At 67.7% G+C, this 16,623-nt stretch carries 18 protein-coding genes and 2 pseudogenes; 16 read left to right on the top strand and 4 right to left on the bottom strand.

All coding sequences use genetic code 11. The annotated features are described in order from the left end of the window. The first annotated feature begins 468 nt into the window (after positions 1-468). The 6 genes from OG609_RS44720 (at position 469) to OG609_RS44695 (ending at position 4,670) form a co-directional block, all read left to right on the top strand. On the top strand, positions 469-807 hold the full coding sequence (locus OG609_RS44720) for a helix-turn-helix domain-containing protein (protein WP_327278476.1): 339 nt from the start codon (positions 469-471) through the stop codon (positions 805-807). 765 nt (positions 808-1,572) lie between these two features. After that, positions 1,573-1,776 carry a cold-shock protein gene (locus OG609_RS44715; RefSeq protein WP_030304224.1) on the top strand — a complete coding sequence of 68 codons (204 nt, stop codon included), beginning with the start codon at positions 1,573-1,575 and terminating at the stop codon, positions 1,774-1,776. Positions 1,777-2,096: 320 nt separating this feature from the next. Next, a complete protein-coding gene (locus OG609_RS44710; protein ID WP_327278475.1) occupies positions 2,097-3,611 on the top strand; it encodes a DEAD/DEAH box helicase in 1,515 nt (504 codons plus the stop codon). Positions 3,612-3,655: 44 nt separating this feature from the next. Beyond that, positions 3,656-4,060 (top strand): CBS domain-containing protein, encoded by a 405-nt coding sequence (locus OG609_RS44705; protein WP_327278474.1) that lies wholly within the window; start codon positions 3,656-3,658, stop codon positions 4,058-4,060. Between the two features lie 54 nt (positions 4,061-4,114). Beyond that, the gene (locus OG609_RS44700) at positions 4,115-4,426 is read left to right on the top strand and encodes an SCO5918 family protein (RefSeq protein WP_327278473.1); all 312 of its coding nucleotides are present in this window, start codon (positions 4,115-4,117) and stop codon (positions 4,424-4,426) included. Between the two features lie 91 nt (positions 4,427-4,517). Then, positions 4,518-4,670, top strand: a complete 153-nt coding sequence (locus tag OG609_RS44695; RefSeq protein ID WP_327278472.1) for a hypothetical protein — start codon at positions 4,518-4,520, stop codon at positions 4,668-4,670. Positions 4,671-5,039: 369 nt separating this feature from the next. On the opposite strand, the gene OG609_RS44690 is transcribed toward OG609_RS44695, so the two are convergent. Continuing rightward, positions 5,040-6,389 (bottom strand): hypothetical protein, encoded by a 1,350-nt coding sequence (locus tag OG609_RS44690; RefSeq protein ID WP_327278471.1) that lies wholly within the window; start codon positions 6,387-6,389, stop codon positions 5,040-5,042. A 125-nt stretch (positions 6,390-6,514) separates the two neighbouring features. Between OG609_RS44690 and OG609_RS44685 the strand changes: the two genes are divergently transcribed. Further along, entirely contained in the window at positions 6,515-6,907 is a 393-nt protein-coding gene (locus OG609_RS44685; protein WP_327278470.1) for a hypothetical protein, read from the top strand. Between the two features lie 317 nt (positions 6,908-7,224). Then, positions 7,225-7,614 carry a hypothetical protein gene (locus tag OG609_RS44680; protein ID WP_327278469.1) on the top strand — a complete coding sequence of 130 codons (390 nt, stop codon included), beginning with the start codon at positions 7,225-7,227 and terminating at the stop codon, positions 7,612-7,614. Between the two features lie 190 nt (positions 7,615-7,804). On the opposite strand, the gene ku is transcribed toward OG609_RS44680, so the two are convergent. Further along, the gene (ku, locus tag OG609_RS44675; RefSeq protein WP_327278468.1) at positions 7,805-8,572 is read right to left on the bottom strand and encodes a non-homologous end joining protein Ku; all 768 of its coding nucleotides are present in this window, start codon (positions 8,570-8,572) and stop codon (positions 7,805-7,807) included. Positions 8,573-8,903: 331 nt separating this feature from the next. On the opposite strand from ku, the gene OG609_RS44670 reads away from it, so the two are divergent. Together OG609_RS44670 and OG609_RS44665 are read left to right on the top strand one after the other, a co-directional pair. Next, positions 8,904-9,416, top strand: a complete 513-nt coding sequence (locus OG609_RS44670) for a hypothetical protein (protein WP_327278467.1) — start codon at positions 8,904-8,906, stop codon at positions 9,414-9,416. 206 nt (positions 9,417-9,622) lie between these two features. Continuing rightward, positions 9,623-10,138 carry a hypothetical protein gene (locus tag OG609_RS44665; protein WP_327277688.1) on the top strand — a complete coding sequence of 172 codons (516 nt, stop codon included), beginning with the start codon at positions 9,623-9,625 and terminating at the stop codon, positions 10,136-10,138. On the opposite strand, the gene OG609_RS44660 is transcribed toward OG609_RS44665, so the two are convergent. Both OG609_RS44660 and OG609_RS44655 read right to left on the bottom strand, forming a co-directional pair. Then, positions 10,095-10,886, bottom strand: coding sequence for an IS5 family transposase (locus OG609_RS44660; RefSeq protein WP_327277687.1), 792 nt, complete (start codon positions 10,884-10,886; stop codon positions 10,095-10,097). The two genes, OG609_RS44665 and OG609_RS44660, sit on opposite strands and share 44 nt — an antisense overlap. Before the next feature lie 440 nt (positions 10,887-11,326). Further along, positions 11,327-11,485: a helicase associated domain-containing protein gene (locus tag OG609_RS44655; RefSeq protein ID WP_327278466.1), complete on the bottom strand. Its 159-nt coding sequence runs from the start codon at positions 11,483-11,485 to the stop codon at positions 11,327-11,329. 300 nt (positions 11,486-11,785) lie between these two features. Between OG609_RS44655 and OG609_RS44650 the strand changes: the two genes are divergently transcribed. From OG609_RS44650 to OG609_RS44625, 6 genes and pseudogenes are all read left to right on the top strand, one after another. Then, positions 11,786-12,667, top strand: coding sequence for an AAA family ATPase (locus OG609_RS44650; RefSeq protein ID WP_327278465.1), 882 nt, complete (start codon positions 11,786-11,788; stop codon positions 12,665-12,667). A 117-nt stretch (positions 12,668-12,784) separates the two neighbouring features. Then, positions 12,785-13,840, top strand: coding sequence for a tyrosine-type recombinase/integrase (locus OG609_RS44645; RefSeq protein WP_327278464.1), 1,056 nt, complete (start codon positions 12,785-12,787; stop codon positions 13,838-13,840). Between the two features lie 18 nt (positions 13,841-13,858). After that, positions 13,859-14,227: a helix-turn-helix domain-containing protein gene (locus tag OG609_RS44640; RefSeq protein WP_327278463.1), complete on the top strand. Its 369-nt coding sequence runs from the start codon at positions 13,859-13,861 to the stop codon at positions 14,225-14,227. Between the two features lie 442 nt (positions 14,228-14,669). Further along, positions 14,670-15,764: a hypothetical protein gene (locus OG609_RS44635; RefSeq protein ID WP_327278462.1), complete on the top strand. Its 1,095-nt coding sequence runs from the start codon at positions 14,670-14,672 to the stop codon at positions 15,762-15,764. Positions 15,765-15,921: 157 nt separating this feature from the next. After that, positions 15,922-16,143: pseudogene (locus tag OG609_RS44630) on the top strand (aldehyde dehydrogenase family protein); the annotation flags it as partial. A gap of 87 nt (positions 16,144-16,230) precedes the next feature. After that, a pseudogene (locus tag OG609_RS44625) lies at positions 16,231-16,610 on the top strand (transposase family protein); the annotation flags it as partial. Between the last annotated feature and the right edge of the window lie 13 nt (positions 16,611-16,623).

Genomic DNA, 16,623 nt, shown 5'->3' with positions numbered 1-16,623 from the left:
AGTGCAGTACGCAGCAGTGAAGTCAGTGAGCAGCACCTCGGTGAAGGCGTCGGCTGCGGACGCGCGCACCGGGAGGTTCGGCAGTGGGGTTCTAAGCCAGAGCAGATGCAGGACGGGCGACGGGGCTGGCTGTCGAAAAGTGGCGCTGGCACAGGCCACAGAGCAGTACGCAGGAGAGCAGTACCAGCAGTAGGTAAGTGATGATCCCAGAGGGAAGAACGGAGGAGCCAGGCGCCATCAGGATCGCCCGGGTGGAAGTTTTGAGCCCGGGTACCGCAGGACATCGATAGCGAGGTGGTCTCCGGTCAAGCAACCGCGATCCCCGCACCCCCGACAACTTCCAGGTCGGGTCAGCGGAAATAGAAGGCCGGCGCAGTATCAGGGTCGGCAGATGGTGTAGCAGTTCCTTCGGGGCTCGGGTGCCATACGGCACCCGAGCCCCTCCACGCGTTCCACAGAGAGGTGCAAATGACAGCAGACGACTCGTTCGGCCGTCTCAACGACGACGACTACCCTGCCTACACGATGGGTCGGGCCGCCGAGATGCTCGGTACCACACAAGGTTTCCTCCGCGCCATCGGAGAAGCCCGCCTGATCACCCCGCTGCGTTCCGAGGGCGGCCACCGGCGCTACTCCCGCTACCAGCTGCGCATCGCCGCACGCGCCCGCGAACTCGTCGACCAGGGAACCCCCATCGAGGCCGCCTGCCGCATCATCATCCTCGAGGACCAGCTCGAAGAAGCCCAGCGCATCAACGCCGAATACCGCCACGTCGCCGAATTAGAGAACCCGACGACCGCGGGCTGACGCGTGGCTTCTGGGTCAACTGCCTTGACCAGGATGTTCCCTTCGCCCACATCTTCGTCGTAGGCGTTCTGCTGCGGCGGAGGAGCCAGGGTGACCGCCTCCGTCTGCCGCATGTCGTAGGACGCTTCATCGGCAGGAAGGTGTGAGGCAAGGGCCGCGGGAACTGTGAAGTGGTTTGACGCGCAGAACGGCTGCGGCTTCACCGCCCGGACAGTGGCGGCTCGGACGTGTTCGCCCACCGTACGGCGATCAGCCCGCGCGCGGAGCGTACTGCTGCCCCGGGCAGGTCCTGCTGTCCGACTGGTTCGCACGAACGGTGGGCGTCGGCCGCCTTCAGTCTCAGTCCATGGTGGTGGGATCTGGGGCACTCGTGAGAGCGCCGCGCAGCAGCGCTGCGCTGATCTGCGTCGGGACCCGTATACGGGCTGATGGGCCGCCGTAAACGACGACCGCTCTTCCTGGAGCGCTGTGTTCCGGGTGGATCAATATCTATGACCGCGAGACGAGAGTTTAATGTGCCGCGCGGACAGTGTATTTACTGCAACGGGCAGAGCGGAATTATTGACCGTACGCAGGCCGCTACCGCATGCTACTGTCGATCTCAGTTGCAGTCGTGGTTCCCAAAAACCTCAACGCCTTTCGTCGGCATTTTTAGCCGCGGGGAGCGTTTTGTATTTCCGGTCATCTCCGGGCGGGGCATCATCGCGGCGACCCGGTATCCGTGGATTGCGGGTTCCGGCGTACTGCCCCACAAGGAGATATGACATGGCGTCTGGCACTGTGAAGTGGTTCAACGCGGCCAAGGGTTTCGGCTTCATCGAGCAGGACGGTGGCGGCGCTGACGTGTTCGCCCACTTCTCGAACATCGCCGCTCAGGGCTTCCGTGAGCTGCTCGAAGGTCAGAAGGTCACCTTCGACATCGCGCAGGGCCAGAAGGGCCCGACGGCTGAGAACATCGTTCCTGCCTGACGCTGACGCGCACTTCGTAGCTGGGGCCCGCATCCCTCGGGGTGCGGGCCCCAGCTACGGGAATTCCCCGGGGCTTCCCTGTGGGGCAACGACGCCCGCAGATCCCTCTCCAGGAATGCGGACCTCTTTGAAGATGCCCCTGTAGACGTCCGGGATCTCACGTCCGCATGACGTCACTCATTTCATCGCCTGCACTTGCACCGGATTCACCGCGGGCCAGATCTGCTTTCGCATTTCGTTCGGCTCGTTCTTGTGATTCCCCGCGCTGTTCTTCTGCTGCGAGAATTCCTTGATACGTGCCGTATCAAGGAAGGTTCTGAATGAACCCCTCACGTACGAACAACCGCTCCTCCCGCAACCGTACCGGCGGTCCCGCCTTCGGCTCCGGCGCCGGTTCGCACCGGGGCAACCGCTTCGGCACGCCCGCCCCGAGCCGTTCCGGAGGGCCGAGCCGCCCAGGCGGCCGCGGCCGGCGGCCCGCGGCGGCCTCGGGCGAGTTCGCCCTGCCCAAGACGATCACTCCCGCGCTGCCTGCCGTCGAGGCGTTCGCCGACCTCGACATGCCCGAGCAGTTGCTGGCCTCGCTCACCGCGCAAGGCATGAGCGTCCCGTTCCCGATCCAGGGCGCGACCCTGCCCAATACCCTCGCGGGCCGCGACGTCCTCGGTCGCGGGCGCACCGGCTCCGGCAAGACCCTCGCCTTCGGCCTGGCCCTGCTGGCCCGCACCGCCGGGCAGCGCGCCGAGCCCGGCCAGCCGCTGGCCCTGATCCTCGTGCCGACGCGTGAACTGGCACAGCAGGTGACCGATGCTCTTACCCCCCACGCACGCTCGGTGAGGCTGCGCCTGGCCACTGTCGTCGGCGGAATGCCGATCGGCAGGCAGGTCAGCGCGCTGCGCCGTGGTGCCGAAGTCGTCGTCGCGACGCCGGGCCGCCTCAAGGACCTCATCGACCGGGGTGACTGCCGGCTGAACCAGGTCGCGATCACCGTCCTGGACGAGGCCGACCAGATGGCCGACATGGGCTTCATGCCACAGGTCACCGCGCTCCTGGACCAGGTCCGCCTTGAGGGCCAGCGGATGCTGTTCTCCGCCACACTCGACCGCAACGTCGACCTCCTGGTCCGCCGCTACCTCACCGACCCGGTCGTCCACTCCGTCGACCCGTCCGCAGGGGCGGTCACCACGATGGAGCACCACGTACTGCATGTCCACGGCGCCGACAAGCACCGGATGACGACGGAGATCGCGGCGCGCGAGGGCCGGGTGATCATGTTCCTGGACACCAAGCACGCTGTCGACCGGCTGACGCAGAATCTGCTGAGCAGCGGGGTGCGGGCCGTCGCCCTGCACGGCGGGAAGTCGCAGCCGCAGCGCACCCGGACCCTGGCCCAGTTCAAGACCGGGCATGTCACTGTGCTCGTCGCGACGAACGTCGCGGCGCGCGGTATTCACGTCGACAATCTCGACCTCGTTGTCAACGTCGACCCGCCGACCGACCACAAGGACTACCTCCACCGCGGCGGCCGTACCGCGCGGGCCGGCGAGTCCGGCAGCGTCGTCACTCTGGTCACCCCCAACCAGCGCCGCGACATGAGCCGCCTCATGGCAGCCGCCGGCATCGTGCCGCAGACCACTCAGGTCCGCTCGGGCGAGGAGGCACTCAGCCGGATCACCGGCGCCCAGACCCCCTCCGGCATTCCCGTGACGATCACCACGCCGGTGGCCGAGCGACGTCAGCGCAGCCGCAGCGCGGCCTCCCGCGGTCGACGCAGCCCCGCTTCGACTGCCCGGCGCACGATCGTGCGGCAGTCCTCCTTCGACGCGGCGGCCTAGAACCCTTGATCAGGAAACTGGCCCATCTCTGCAGGAGGCACATCTTGGCACTGGTTCAGATGCAACCCCGCCCGGCGAGCGCCACCCCCGCGCACAGGACAGTGGCCGACACCATGGACACGGCCGGACCGCAGGTCTGCGACGACATGACCATCGAAGTCGCCCTGGCCGTCATGACCAGTGCCCGCACCGAGCACCTGCTCGTCTGCGACAACGACGGCCTGTGCACCCAACTGGTCACCCAGGCCCAGCTCGCCGCGGTCCGTGACAGCCCCGCGTACACGGACCGGGTCCAGCTACGCGACATTCTCGACAACCGCGGGCCGTTCACCTCACCCGCTACCACGATCGCCGAAGCCCAGCACGCGATGCGCGGCCGCCGGCCCGGTGCCCTGCCGGTCGTCGACAAGCAGGGCAGCGCTCCGGGCGTCCTCGCCCTTGCCCACTGAACCGCCTCACCGCGGCGAAACCATTCCCCTTCATTCTTCTCCCTGTGAGGCATCATGCGCTGTGTCATCGCCCGCTTCCCGTTCGACCTCACCAAGAGCGGCGTCCTGGAATCCATGAAGGGCATCAAGCCCGAACAGGTCATCGGCGAGTCCGTGATCATCGGCCGCCGCACCTACCCCGTCAAGCAGGTCGGGCAGGTCATCACACGCCAGGACCGCCGCGATTTCAGCGCCGGCGAAATCCTCCGGGCCATGACCCAACTCGGCTTCATCTGCCCCGGCCTTCCCCACACCGCCGCGCCCACGCGCGTCCTCAACCCGTTCCAACAGGCTTCCGCGATGCTCGGCGCCCCTGCCGCCGTCTGACCGACGCGCAGGCGCAAGCCGCCACCAAAACAACAGTGAGGGTCTCAGCGCGCAGCAGTGGATTCAGTGGTCGGAGTAGCTGAAGTCGCCCATGGTCCAAGCGCTGACGTCATCGATCGCCACCAAGACCTCCGACACCCGCTGCCTCCAGACTGCTTCGGGAGTCAGCCGCCTCGAACGGCGACGGGCCGCGAACGCGGTGAGCGGCGAGGAAGCCGTCGAGGCTTCGACGCTCCTTCGGTGAGGGGGAGATCCAGCCTGTCGGTTGGGGTCGTCTGGTCAGTGTCTCGCCTCTCGGCGGACAACCGTTCGCCCCCGACGAGGCCGCAGGAGAGCGGCCCCCTGGCCGACTGGGCGCGTCGTCGTCGGGGCCGCTCTGAAAAGCACGGCGAGCTCTACCTCGCGGCACTCAACGCCGGTGAATCAGCAGACGCACACGAAGCCGCTGTCGCGGTTAATCAAGTGCTGGAAGAGCAGGGCGCCGGCGGAAACGAGACGGGTCCGTAACTGGAAGCCTGACCGCCCTGCCGGCCAGATCCTGCTTGCCTGACCCGCGCGCCGCCCAGACGGGGAGGGCGGTGCGGCGCCCGCCTCATCGCCCTCTCCAGGGTCACTACCCCTTCAGCGTCGCGACCTGGCGAGCGCGTTCGCCGAGTTCTCTTACGGCCCGGACCTTCCGGTGGGGAGCGAGCCGCTTCCGCATCGTCTCGAAGTGCTCGTCGCCGCGAGCGGTTGACAAGCCCACGTAGTCGTCGAGGAACGTATTCCAGGTGCTGCACGCCTCCTCGATGTGTCCCAGTTCGTACTGGCGTTGGGCCATAACGCCGTTGGCGTGGAGTCGGCCCTGCCGTTCCTGTTTGGGTTGTGCCCGGACCGAGCTCTTCAGAGCCGCGATCGAGCCCGCCAGGTCTTTCGTCTCGTAGAGGACGTGGGCGACGTGGAACTGGTAGGCCGCTTGGTCGTATCCGCCGACAGCATCTCGGCGTGAGTCGGCCTTCGAGAGCGCTGCTTCGGCTTCACGCAGGCGAGTGAATGCCTGCTTCCGGTCGCCGACCATGGCTGCCGAGTGTGCCTGCTGACCTCGAAGGAACGCCACCAGCCGCAGGCCGGCCTTGGGTGCAGCTTCGGCAGCTGAGTCCGCGAGCTTCAAGGCCATCTGCCCATGGCGCAGATGTGATGCCTGAAGGCTCATGCCGCGCAGAGTGCGGCAGTAGGTGACGTGGTCAGCAGCAGCCTTGGCGAGGTTCAACGCCTTTACGTAGTACTGCTGTCCGAGGCCGTGCTCTCGTTCGTACATCGCCATCCACCCGGTCAGGTAGGTCAGGTCGGAGGCGGCGGAGAGCATGTCGTTTCTGACCGGCTCGGTTGCTTGGGCTCGCAGGTAGGGCGCGACGGTGTTGACGAGGAATGCCGCGGCCATTGGGCGGGCGTGGCCGCCGCCCAGCTCGTCGAGGATGTCTGCGATGCGGTCGGTCATGGTCCGTACGGTCGCGACTTCGCCCGGCCCGATACGGCCTGTGGGTTTCGTGGCGCGTTCGCGTTCCTCTGCGTGCGCCTCGCCTGCGAAGAGGGGCACGACGAGAGCAGCCGAGTACAAGCCGGCGGCGAGCACGCCGCGTCGTGAGGGGTCCATATCAGCCCTGCCCAGATCCAAGAGGGACTCGACAGTGTCTCCGCTGCCGGAGTCCTCTCCGCCCTTCGGAGGCTGCAGACCCGCTTCCGCATAGGTCACGGGGCGGCCGATCTTGCGTTCGAGTACCTCGATGATGATCGGCCTGACCTGCTCCCTTGGCTGCGTCCCGCTCAGCCAGTGCGAAACGGCGGAGTGGTCGTACTTCAGGGTCATACCGACCTGGACACCGGTGCGGTTCACCGCATTGGCGAGCTGGGTACGCGACCATTGCGCCTGCTCAAGCAGGGTTTCGAGTCCCGTATTGCGGTCGTCCTGGGGTGCTTTGGCCATTGCCAACTCCCGTAGGTTTCACGGCTTTCACGGTCACGCCTCCCTCCTACGGTACCCGGATGGGCACATCCCGCAGTTAGCTCTTCACACGCCGCAACCAAAAGCGGACACGAGAGGAGCGCGTGATGACCGCCGTGACAGACAAGGACCGATCCCCGAGCGTCGACGCTGCCGATCCGGAGGCACTGCCGATCGACGTCGAAGCCATCAGCGATGTCGTGATGAAGGCTTTGGCCATCACGCTGTCCATGCCTGATCGGCAGGAAATTGACCTGACAGCCACCCAGTTGCGTGGAGCGCTGAACCTGTTCGTGACGGAAGAGCTGGGCTTCGACGAGGACCCGGTCGTTCGGCAGATGTACAGGGACGCTTACCGCCTGACGGAGCTGAACGCCCGGCCGACGGCTGAGACTCCGCAGTTCGTTGCCTTCGAGTACACGCGTGAACTCGGCCGACTGACGAGACGTTTCGTCAGTCTCTACCGCGAGCGCCATCCGGAGGGCACCAACGATGGGTAGCCACCGGAGACGCCGGTGACCGACAAGCGGCCGATGCGCCGCACGCACCACATGTCCTGCGGTTCCTGGCTGAGCGCTCGGGGAACCTCTACCACCTGGCCGGCGGGATCGCGGCGGCCTGGGCACACAGCGGACAGCGGGTCCTGCTCCTGGAGGAAGCCGAGGACTACTGGCGCTGGACTTTGAGCGGCGTGTTCGACCGTCGCAGCCGGGGCCGCCGCAAGAAGGAGACCGAGCCGGCCGCCCCGCCGGAGCCGACGACCAGCACGCTGTGGGCCTCGCCGGACGGCCCCGGCGTCCTGGTGTAGCACACCTGCATGTGGGAGGTCCGCCACCCCTCACGGGAGAGCGACCGCAGCGGGCCCCGCACCGACCGCAGTCCGCTCGCGGCGGCGGTGGCCGACGCCCTCGACGCCTACGACCTGATCGTCCTCCTGCCGAAGTCGGCATGGAGCTACCCGGATCGGGAGAGCGCGACGGCGCACGTGGTTCTCGGGGAGATCGACATCTTCCCGGATGCCGACTGCAGGACTGCGCTCCCCGGTCCCGGGGGCGAAGAGGAAGGCGTCCCGCTGAGTCCCGAGCAGAGCGCGGCGGTTCTGCGGGAGCGCTGCCTGGGCTTCCTCTTCGGATTCCCGAGCCTGCCCATCCAGCTGGACGGGGTGATCTGGCAGTCGAACGGGGAGCTGCCCGTCGACGCGAACTAGACGCCCGTCCCGTCGGCAGGAACTGACCCGGGAGGGCTGGCCCGCACCGTGCCCCTTGGGCCGGCCCTCCGAGCGGGCGTGTTGCCCTCGGCATTTCAGCGCCCCGTGTCCGTTTCCGGCCTTCCGCGTTCACCGGATAACACACGCTCGTGTTTGCCGGACGGTCAATGGGTGCCCGCGATGCGGCTTCTCAGTTGCCATGCTCGGCCTGGGCTGCCCGTACGCTTGCCTCCAGCGCGGACATCAGGTCCACCACCGGTGCCGCCTCCGGCGGCTCGGGCAGCTCGGCGCCGCTGGCCTTTGCGGTGATCAGCTGCTCCCGGGCGTGTCCGTACTCGTCATGGATCTCGCGTTCCTCGATGCCGGTCAGCTCCCGGATCAGCACCTCGGCGAGCTCCAGCTCCCGGTCCGTGACCGGTGCCGCCGGAGCCAGATCGCCGGGTTCCCGCAGCTCGTCCTCCCACAGCAGGGTCTGAACGACCAGCACGCCTCGGCGTGGCCGCAGCACCGCCAGGCGCTCCCGGTTCCTGATGGCGATCTTGGCCACGCCGACCATTCCGGTGCGGGCGAGGGCCTCCACGAGCAGGGCGTAGGGCCGGTCGGCTCCGGGATTGCCGGGGCCAGCGGAATACGGCTTGGCGTAGCTGATCGGGTCGACGTCCGCCCCAGGGACAAAGCCGAGCACCTCGCACGTGCGCTTCGTCGGCAGCGGCAGGCGCGCCAGGTCCTCCTCGGTCAGCGGCACCATGCGGCCGTCGGGCAAGGCGAATCCCCGTCCGACCTCCTCATACGAGATCTCCCGGCCCTCTACGGGGCAGAAGCGCCGGTGCTCGATCCGGCTGCCGTCGGCGACGTGGATCTCGTGGAGTCGCACGTCATGCTCGGCGGTGGCCCCGAACAGCCGGACAGGCAGCGCGACCATCCCGAACTGGATCATGCCGGACCAGACGGTCCTCATGACTCCAGCGTCGTCCGCTGACGGTCGAAGCGCATCCCCCGCATTCGCACGATCTCGAGCTGCCGCTTCCCTTCTGGCAGCACCTGGACGGGGCGGCTCGTGAGATGCGGCTCTACAGCGATGCGCTGCACAAGCCCCATCTCACAGCCGCCGACCTCGGCAGACGGCTAATACTGGGCCCCGGCCCAGCTCCTGGACCGGGCGGAATTCACAATTCCGTGCCGAACTCTCCGATTTGGCAACTGCCGATGTCAGATTCACGACACGGCGGACCGTGATCGCTAACGTTGCCCGCCGGGCCATCCGAGGCCCTGGAATCGGGGAAGCACACATGTTGAAGCGTACGATCCGTGTAGTCGCCGCGGCGGCGGTCACTGCCACAGCTGTGTTCATGGGAGCGGGCTCCGCCAGCGCCAGGGACAACCCTACCGGCACCGTCTGCTACCAGGCTCACCTCAAGAGGGTCGGCTGGCAGGACTGGAGATGCGACGGGGAATGGGCCGGTAGCACCGGGCAGGCCATCAGCATCGACTCAATCCGGTTCCACTTCCCCGCCAGCACGATCGAGTTCTGTGCCAGAGCACACCGTTCCAACTACGGCTGGGATGCCTATTACTCCTGCACCTCTCCCAGCAACCGGACCATCCAGGTCGGCGACGTCAACACGGACGCTCCGATCGAGGCGGTCAGGGTCTACCTGGACCACACGACAGGGATGGTGGACGGCGCCGCCCACGTCAGCAACATCGGCTGGATCGACGGTGGGTACGGCGGCGGGTTCGGGATCACCGAGCTGGGGACCACCGGCCGTGGGCTTCCGATGGAAGCCCTTTGGCTGAAATGACCGCTGATCGCCACTGATCGGTGGCGATACGGCACAACCTGCTGGTCGCAGTCCCCGCAGGGCTGCGACCAGCATTTCTCACGACAGGACCTGAGAAGCTGTTGTCTTTCCGGACTTGAGGACGGCGTTTTCGCTGGTCAGGCATAGGGGTGGTGATTCCGTGGGAGTCGTGGCCTGTCGTGTTGTCGCTCTCTGGGAGATCGCGGATGCCGTCGGTTGTTGGACTGCTGAAACAGTACGAGCTCGCCGCTCGCCGTCGGGTCGACGGGCTGCGTGAGGAGGCCGACCGCATCCAGGCCGAGCTGGCCGTGGCCGAGCAGGAATGGCAGGAGTGGGCGATCGCTCGCAGGCGGGTCGATACGGTGCTGGCTCCGGATGGTGGCGGCACCGCCGACACGAAGGACGCCCCGGGTCCGGGGGATGCGGCGAAGCCGAAGCCGAAGTTGCAGGTGCCGGTGTGGCGTGAGGGCCTCTCCTGGTCGGTGCTGTCGGTGGACTACCAGCGCATCCTGCAGACCCTCGCGGACCGTCTCCGCCTCGGGCAAGGTCCGCTGACCTGCCAGGAGATGGCTGCCATGTTCGGCATGGAGGTAGTGCCGGCGCGGGTGGAAGCCCTGCGGTCGAAAGCGAAACGCCTGGTCGCGCGCGGCTGGCTGGCCGAGCCGGCACCGGGCCGGTTCACACTCTCACCGGGTGTGGCCGGGCCAGGCGGCGCGTCATGAGCAGGATCATCGACCAGTAGACCATCGCCTCGGCACTGGCGGTGCGGCGCTCGAAGTCGCGCACCAGACGACGGGTTCGCATCAGGTGGGCGAAGAGGCGCTCGACGATCCACCGCTTGGGCAGCACCACGAAGCCACGCATGTCGTCGCTGCGCTTGACGATCGCGAGGACCAGGGCAATTGTGGCCAGGCAGTACTCGACGAGGCTGCCGGTGTAGCCGCCATCAGCCCAGACCAGGGCGAGGCGGTGGTGCGCGTCGGCCACCTGCTCAAGCAGGACCTGGGCGGCGGCGCGGTCGCCGGTGTCCGCGGCGGTGACCATCACCCCCAGCAGCAGACCGAGGGTATCGACCACGACGTGCCGCTTGCGCCCATTGATCAGCTTGCCTCCGTCGAAGCCGCGGCTGTCTGATCCGACGACGGCGTCCGCCTTGACGGACTGCGAGTCGATCACGCCGGCCGTCGGCTCCGAGTCCCTCCCCTCCCTCTCGCGGATCCTCGATCGCAGCCGGTCGTGAAATTCCTTGACCAGTACGTGGTCGCGCCAGCGGCGGAAGAACGCGTATACCCGGTCCCACGGCGGGAAGTCGGCTGGCATGGCCCGCCACTTGATGCCGTTGTCGACCAGGTAGCGGACCGCGTCCAGTATCACCCGGTGGCAATACGCCTCCGGCTGCCCGCCCCGGCCGCGCAGCCAGCCAGGCACCGGTAGCAGCGGCCGGACCACGGCCCACTCCCCGTCCGTCATGTCCGAGGGATACCGCCGAACACGTTCCGGGTGATCGGCCGCATTCCCGAACCGGTGAGCGACACAATCACACGTCGGTGCAGCCGAGTTGAACTCCACCGACGCGAGCACGTAAAACTGCGACAACAGGGTCTCCTGGATCTCGGTTGGCTTCGCAACCCCGAGCTACCAAGAGGCCCTGCCTTCATACCCGAAGCCAGCGGCAACCACCCGATCGAGACTCCCGTTCGACGCACAACCCTCAAGACCGGAACGACAACAGCTTCTGACGCTGTGACCGCAGAGGTTCGCCGGGTTGACGTCCTCGGCTGCGCACAAGTGACCCGCCAACCCGGCGAACCTGGGGTGGGCCCCAGCGCCTGCCGCGATCGCCCGCTGGCCGGGCGCTCCCCCGCCCCAGTTCCCGTAGGACAGGCCTGATCCGGGTCAGAGCACTAGCTCTACGCCCAGTCGACGCCCAGCTCTCGCAGCGAGGCAAGCTGCTCCGCGCTGAGCTTGTCGCGCCTCGATTTTGTGTTCGAGACCCAGACGCCCAGTTTCACGATCACCGGCTCCGTCTCGCCGTCGACCGCAATCTCTTTGCCGTGACCCCTTGGCACCGGGCTGCGATCTCTCGGTTTTGGGGCAGTGGTGGTGAGAGACAGTCGGCAGTGGTGTGTTGTCTTTGGGTGCGATCTCTCGGTTTGGTGTTGGTGGTAGTGAGAGTCAGTAGTGCTGGTGTGGGCCTGTGGTCTTTCAGCGCTGGTCAGTGGGATGTCGGTGGTGGGGTTGTCACTGTCATAGGGCGAGAGATCTAGGTGGGGGATCGCTGTCGTGGCTTTATCTCATGGAAGGTGATGCTGTCTCAGGTTCGAGAGTTCTGATGCGGTCGGTGGTGGTGTGCCGGGTTTGATCGGGGGATGAAGCGGGACACAGGAACCGGACTGAGGCGCCCGGCCGGGCTGCCCAGAGCGTTGGTGGTGCGGCGTCTTCTGGAGCGACATCAGGCCGGGGAATTGACGTCCCAGCATGTGCGGGCGGTCGCTGACGTGTCGGGTGTGTCGGTGCGTACGGTGTGGCGCTGGCTGGAGCGGGCCAAGACGACGGGCCAGGCGGAGGCCGGGGTCCGCCAGGGCTACGCGGTGTCGGATATGGCGTGGGCGCTGCTGGGCCGGGTGGGCGGGAATGTCGCCGAGCTGCGGCGCCGGCTGGCCGACGGAGGTGATGGGGGTGAGGTCCCGTCGTTGTCGACGTTGCACCGCGTGGTCCGCCGGGACCGCAGGGCGGGTCGGACGCTGGTGATCGAGCGGGAGATCGAGGTCGCTGGGGAGCGCAGGCCGGATCCGTTGAGCGAGCTGGGCCTGAACGTCGTGGCCGGCCGGGGTGCTGGCAGGCAGGTGTTCTTGCGGGAGCAGAAGCATCTGGCACAGGTCTCGGTCCTGGTGCCCGGTGCTCAAGTGGTCCAGACGCCGACGGTCCAGTCGGTACTGCGAACGGTCGGGCATGCTGCAGCAGTTGGTGCGGTGGTGTGCTTGTACGGGGATGCCGGTCACGGGAAGACGGTCGCGCTGCAGTACGCACTGTCTCAGCTGCCGCACCCGGCGCGGGTCCGCAGGGTGCACGTAGGGGTGAACCCGACGGTGCCGGAGCTGCGGCGGGGGCTGGCCGACGCACTCGACATGGACAAACGCCTCCCGCACGGCACGGGGGAGGCGGATCTGCTTCTGGTGGAGGCGCTGCGGCAGCCGCGGGTGCTGGTGCTGGACGAGGCACAGCGCCTGACGCCGCCGCTGTGTGGATGAGCGGGTTGTTTCGCTGGCGGGGGGTTGCCTTTTCTCCGGTGGGTCGTTGAGTTCTTTGGTGGTGGCGTGATGGTTCAGGTGCTGCCTTAACGGACGAATTCTTCGGGGTGCTGCAGGGTGGATGTGGGGGAGCGGGGCGGTCTGCGTCTGGTCCAAGGCGGGTTGCCCGGCGCGGATGCCGGGGCGGATCCGTGGGCGTTCCAGGCCGAGTGCGCCAGGGCGTTCGCCAGGACGTGGGTGGTGCGCGGTTTTTCTCCGACGACGGTGCGCGGCTACACCTCCCTCCTCGCCCGTGTCGTGGGTCGTTTCGACTACCCGGTGTGGGCCGTGGAAACCGATGACGTGGACGAGATGCTCCACGCTCTGGCGGTGGCCGACTTGGCGGCGGGGACGCGCCGGCAGTACCTGCAGATGCTGCGCACCTTGCACGCTTTCGTCGCGGAGCGGTACGCGGTCCAGGTCCGCGCCGTATTCGGGGTATCGCTCTCCAGGGGCGGGCTGGACCGGTTCAACCGGGTGCGGCATGCCGGTGACGACGCCGCGGTGGGGCTGCCTCCCAGCAGGGAGCGGCTGGATACGTTCTTCTCCTTCGTCCGCTCCCAGGTGGCTGTCGGATGCGATTACCGGGCCATGGACCGGGATTACGCCATGCTGCGCACCCCCTACCTGTCGGCGGTCAGGGTCAGTGAGTTGGTGAGCCTGGACCAGGCCGATGTGTATCCGGGGCTCGGGCCGTCGGGGAAGCTGCATGTGCGGTTCGGGAAGGCGGCGAACACCTCGGGACCGCGGCCGCGGTGGGCACCCATGCTGGAGGGCCTGGACCGGATTGTCGCCTGGTACATGGCCGATGTCCGGCCGCTGTTCCCCGCCGGCCCGGCGCTGTTCTGCGACGACGAGGGCCGGGCACTGAAGGCAGGAACGGTCCGGGACCGGCTGGCCCGGCTCCTTGACCTCGAGCAGGCGATTGGGGAGACCCGGTTCACCCCGCACGCGCTACGCCGGGCGTGCGCGACGCACCAATACGAGCGAGGGATGGATCTGATCGCGGTCCAGCAACTGCTCGGGCACCGGCATATCGCCTCGACGATGGCGTACGTGAAGCCGTCGCAGAGGTTCGTCGAGGATGCCTGGCAGCGCGCCACCGACTCCGCTGTCCGCGCACTGGCCGGCTGACCGAAGAGGAGCGAGGACATGACCTCACCAGAATCCAAGCTGGTGCACATCACGTGTCCGGGCGTGCAGTGGCGGCTGCGGATGGCGGCGGCGGAGCGCGGGGTGTGGACCGGGACTCAGCTCAGGCGGCTGCTGGCCGAGAGAGCGGGGCTGCACCTGTCCGCGGCTTCGGTGTCCGCGCTGTTCACCAAGCACCCCTCCCAGGTGAAGCTGTCCACCCTGGCTGCCCTGTGCACGGCCCTGGACTGCGTTCCCGGAGATCTCCTCGTGCTGAGTCCCGCCACACCGCCTCCCGTTCCGGTAGCCGTCCTGGCAGGACCGGCAGGCAGGAAGCCGTCGACGGCCGTGCTGGGGGCTGTACAGGGACGGTCACTGCCTCCCCTGTGACCTCCGTGCGGCTACCCGCTGCCGTGCCCCATGTGAATGGCGAATCATGTCAACGCCCGTTCCCGGCCCCGTGCAGGGCCGTTGCCCCGGCTGCGCGAAACAGCGCCGACTGCATCCCAACTCGGGTCTGTGCGCGTGGTGTTCGCGCAGGTGCCCTGGTTGCGGGGGCGGCAGGCGCTCGCAGCAGGAGCGGTGCGCGGCGTGCCGACGCCGGGCCGCGGGCGGATCCGGGCGCGGCCCGTGTCAGCGTTGCGGCCGCCGGCGCACCCTCGAAGCCGCGACCCAGAGGTGCCGCCCCTGTTCCGATCCGGCCGAGACCGAGCCGGTCACCGCCTGCAGGCAATGCGGTGTTCCGGCTCAGTGGTCGCGTGGCATGTGCAAGCCCTGCTACGAGCATTCGCCCCGCACCGTCCAAACCCGAGCCGCAGCCTGGGCCCACCGCATGCCCGCCGTACCGTCCTGGTGGGACGCCTTCACCACCCACCTGCTCACGCACCGCCACCCCTTCTACGCCGGGGACATCGTCACCCATACAGCCCGCCTGATCCTCGACACACATACAACCGATCCCCGCACGCTCCACGACCACGCGCTGCACAGCAATCCCCGGCTCGTCCGGCCCCTCACCGGCTTCTTCCACGCCCACCACCTCCACGACGCCCCCAGGGCAGTCGAGGAAACGACAGCCGCCGCCCGCCGGGAACGTCGCATCGAAGCCGTACCGGCCCCGCTGCGCCCAGCCGTCCGCGGCTTCGCGCAGACGCTGCTGGCCCAGCGCGAGCGCGCCGCTGCTCTGGGCCTGCGCCCGAACCAGTTGAAGACCATCGAGATCCGCCTGGACACCGTCCGGGACCTCTCCCTGCACGCCACAGGCCGAGGCCATCAGACGTGGGCGTCCCTGACCACGGCGGACCTGGAGGCGTTCCTCGCCCGCAACTCGGCCCGCAGAGCCTCCTGGCTGGCAGGCCTGCACCAGTTCTTCGCCCACGCCCAGCGCACCGGAGCCGTTCTGCACAACCCGGCCGCGCCCCTCGATGCCCCGCAGCCACGCGGCTTCAGGGGCGCCACGCTCACCCTGGACGAGCAGCGCACGCTCTACCACCGCTGGAACGGGCCCGGCGAGATGCACCCGCACGAGGCGTTCATCGGGTTGGCCGCACTCCTCCACGCAGCGACCACCACCGAACTGCGCCTCCTCACCCTCGACCACCTCACCCCTGCCCGCCACGCTGTGCGTTTCCCGGGACGCTCCGTCGACCTCGTACTCGACGGGGCGACATGGAAGGCATTGAAGGGCTGCCTCGCCCACCGCGCCTCACTGGGCACGGACAACCCGCACGTCCTGGTCACCCGCCTGACCAGAACCACCCACGGGCCGGCGGGCGCCGCGCACATCCGCGACAGCCTCACACCGGTCGGCCTGCTGCCCCGCATCCTGCGCTCGACACGGCTGCTCACCCTCGCTGCCGAACTCGACATCAAGCAGCTCACCGCAGCGCTGGGAATGTCCTATGCCGGAGCTGCCCATTACGCGTAGTCCGCGAGGCGGGAGAGTCCCGCCGGATGGAGGTACCGCTGTGATTGTCCGGTTCCTGGGTGGTCTGCTCGCCGGTCGCGCGCTGAAGGCCACCGACGCTCCGTGGGCTGGAGGCTGGCTCACGGCCGGTGACGGACGTCGTTCTGGCGGAGGCCCCCTCGCCTCCTCCGTCTGGACCACCAACCACGCCCGCATCCTGCGCACAACCTCCGCCCTCGACTTCGGCTGCGTATGGATCAACACGCACGGCCCCCTCACCCCCGAAATGCCGCACGGCGGCTTCAAACACTCAGGACACGGCAAAGATCTGTCCTCCTGCAGCCTGGCCGACTACACCCGGGTCAAGCACGTGATGAGCGCCATCAGCGATCTCGTCTGACAGACCACCTTCTCTCGGGTCTGTCAAATGAACGGCTCTGTTCCGTAGTCGGTGGTGACGCTGGGTCCTCGTTTGTGATCACGGGGCGTGCATGATGCGAACATGCTTGTGGGTACGGTGTTTTCAGGGCTCTCGGCGCTGGTCATTGAGGATGTAGTGGACGGCGGCGAGGTGGTCCGGATCACAGCCCGGACCCGGGATGTCCAGTCCCCTGCCCGGTGTGCGGGGTGCCGACGGGGAAGGTGCACGGGTATCACGGCAGGACGGTGCGGGATGTACCGGTCGACGGCCGCCCAGTCGTGGTCTGGGTGAGGATACGGCGGCTGGCCTGTCCGGCCCCGGGCTGCCGTCGGCAGGCCTTCCGCGAGCAAATTCCCGGAATCCTGGAGCGCCATCAGCGTCGCACTGCACGTCTGACCGTCCAACTATCCGCAGTGGTCAAGGAGTTATGCGGCCGGGACGGAGCTGATCCACTTCACT

Origin of the sequence: Streptomyces sp. NBC_01224, from assembly GCF_036002945.1 — a bacterium.
Lineage (GTDB): Bacteria > Actinomycetota > Actinomycetes > Streptomycetales > Streptomycetaceae > Streptomyces.
The sequence above is the reverse complement of the archived record's forward strand: the minus strand, read 5'-3'. Positions and strand labels throughout refer to the sequence as shown.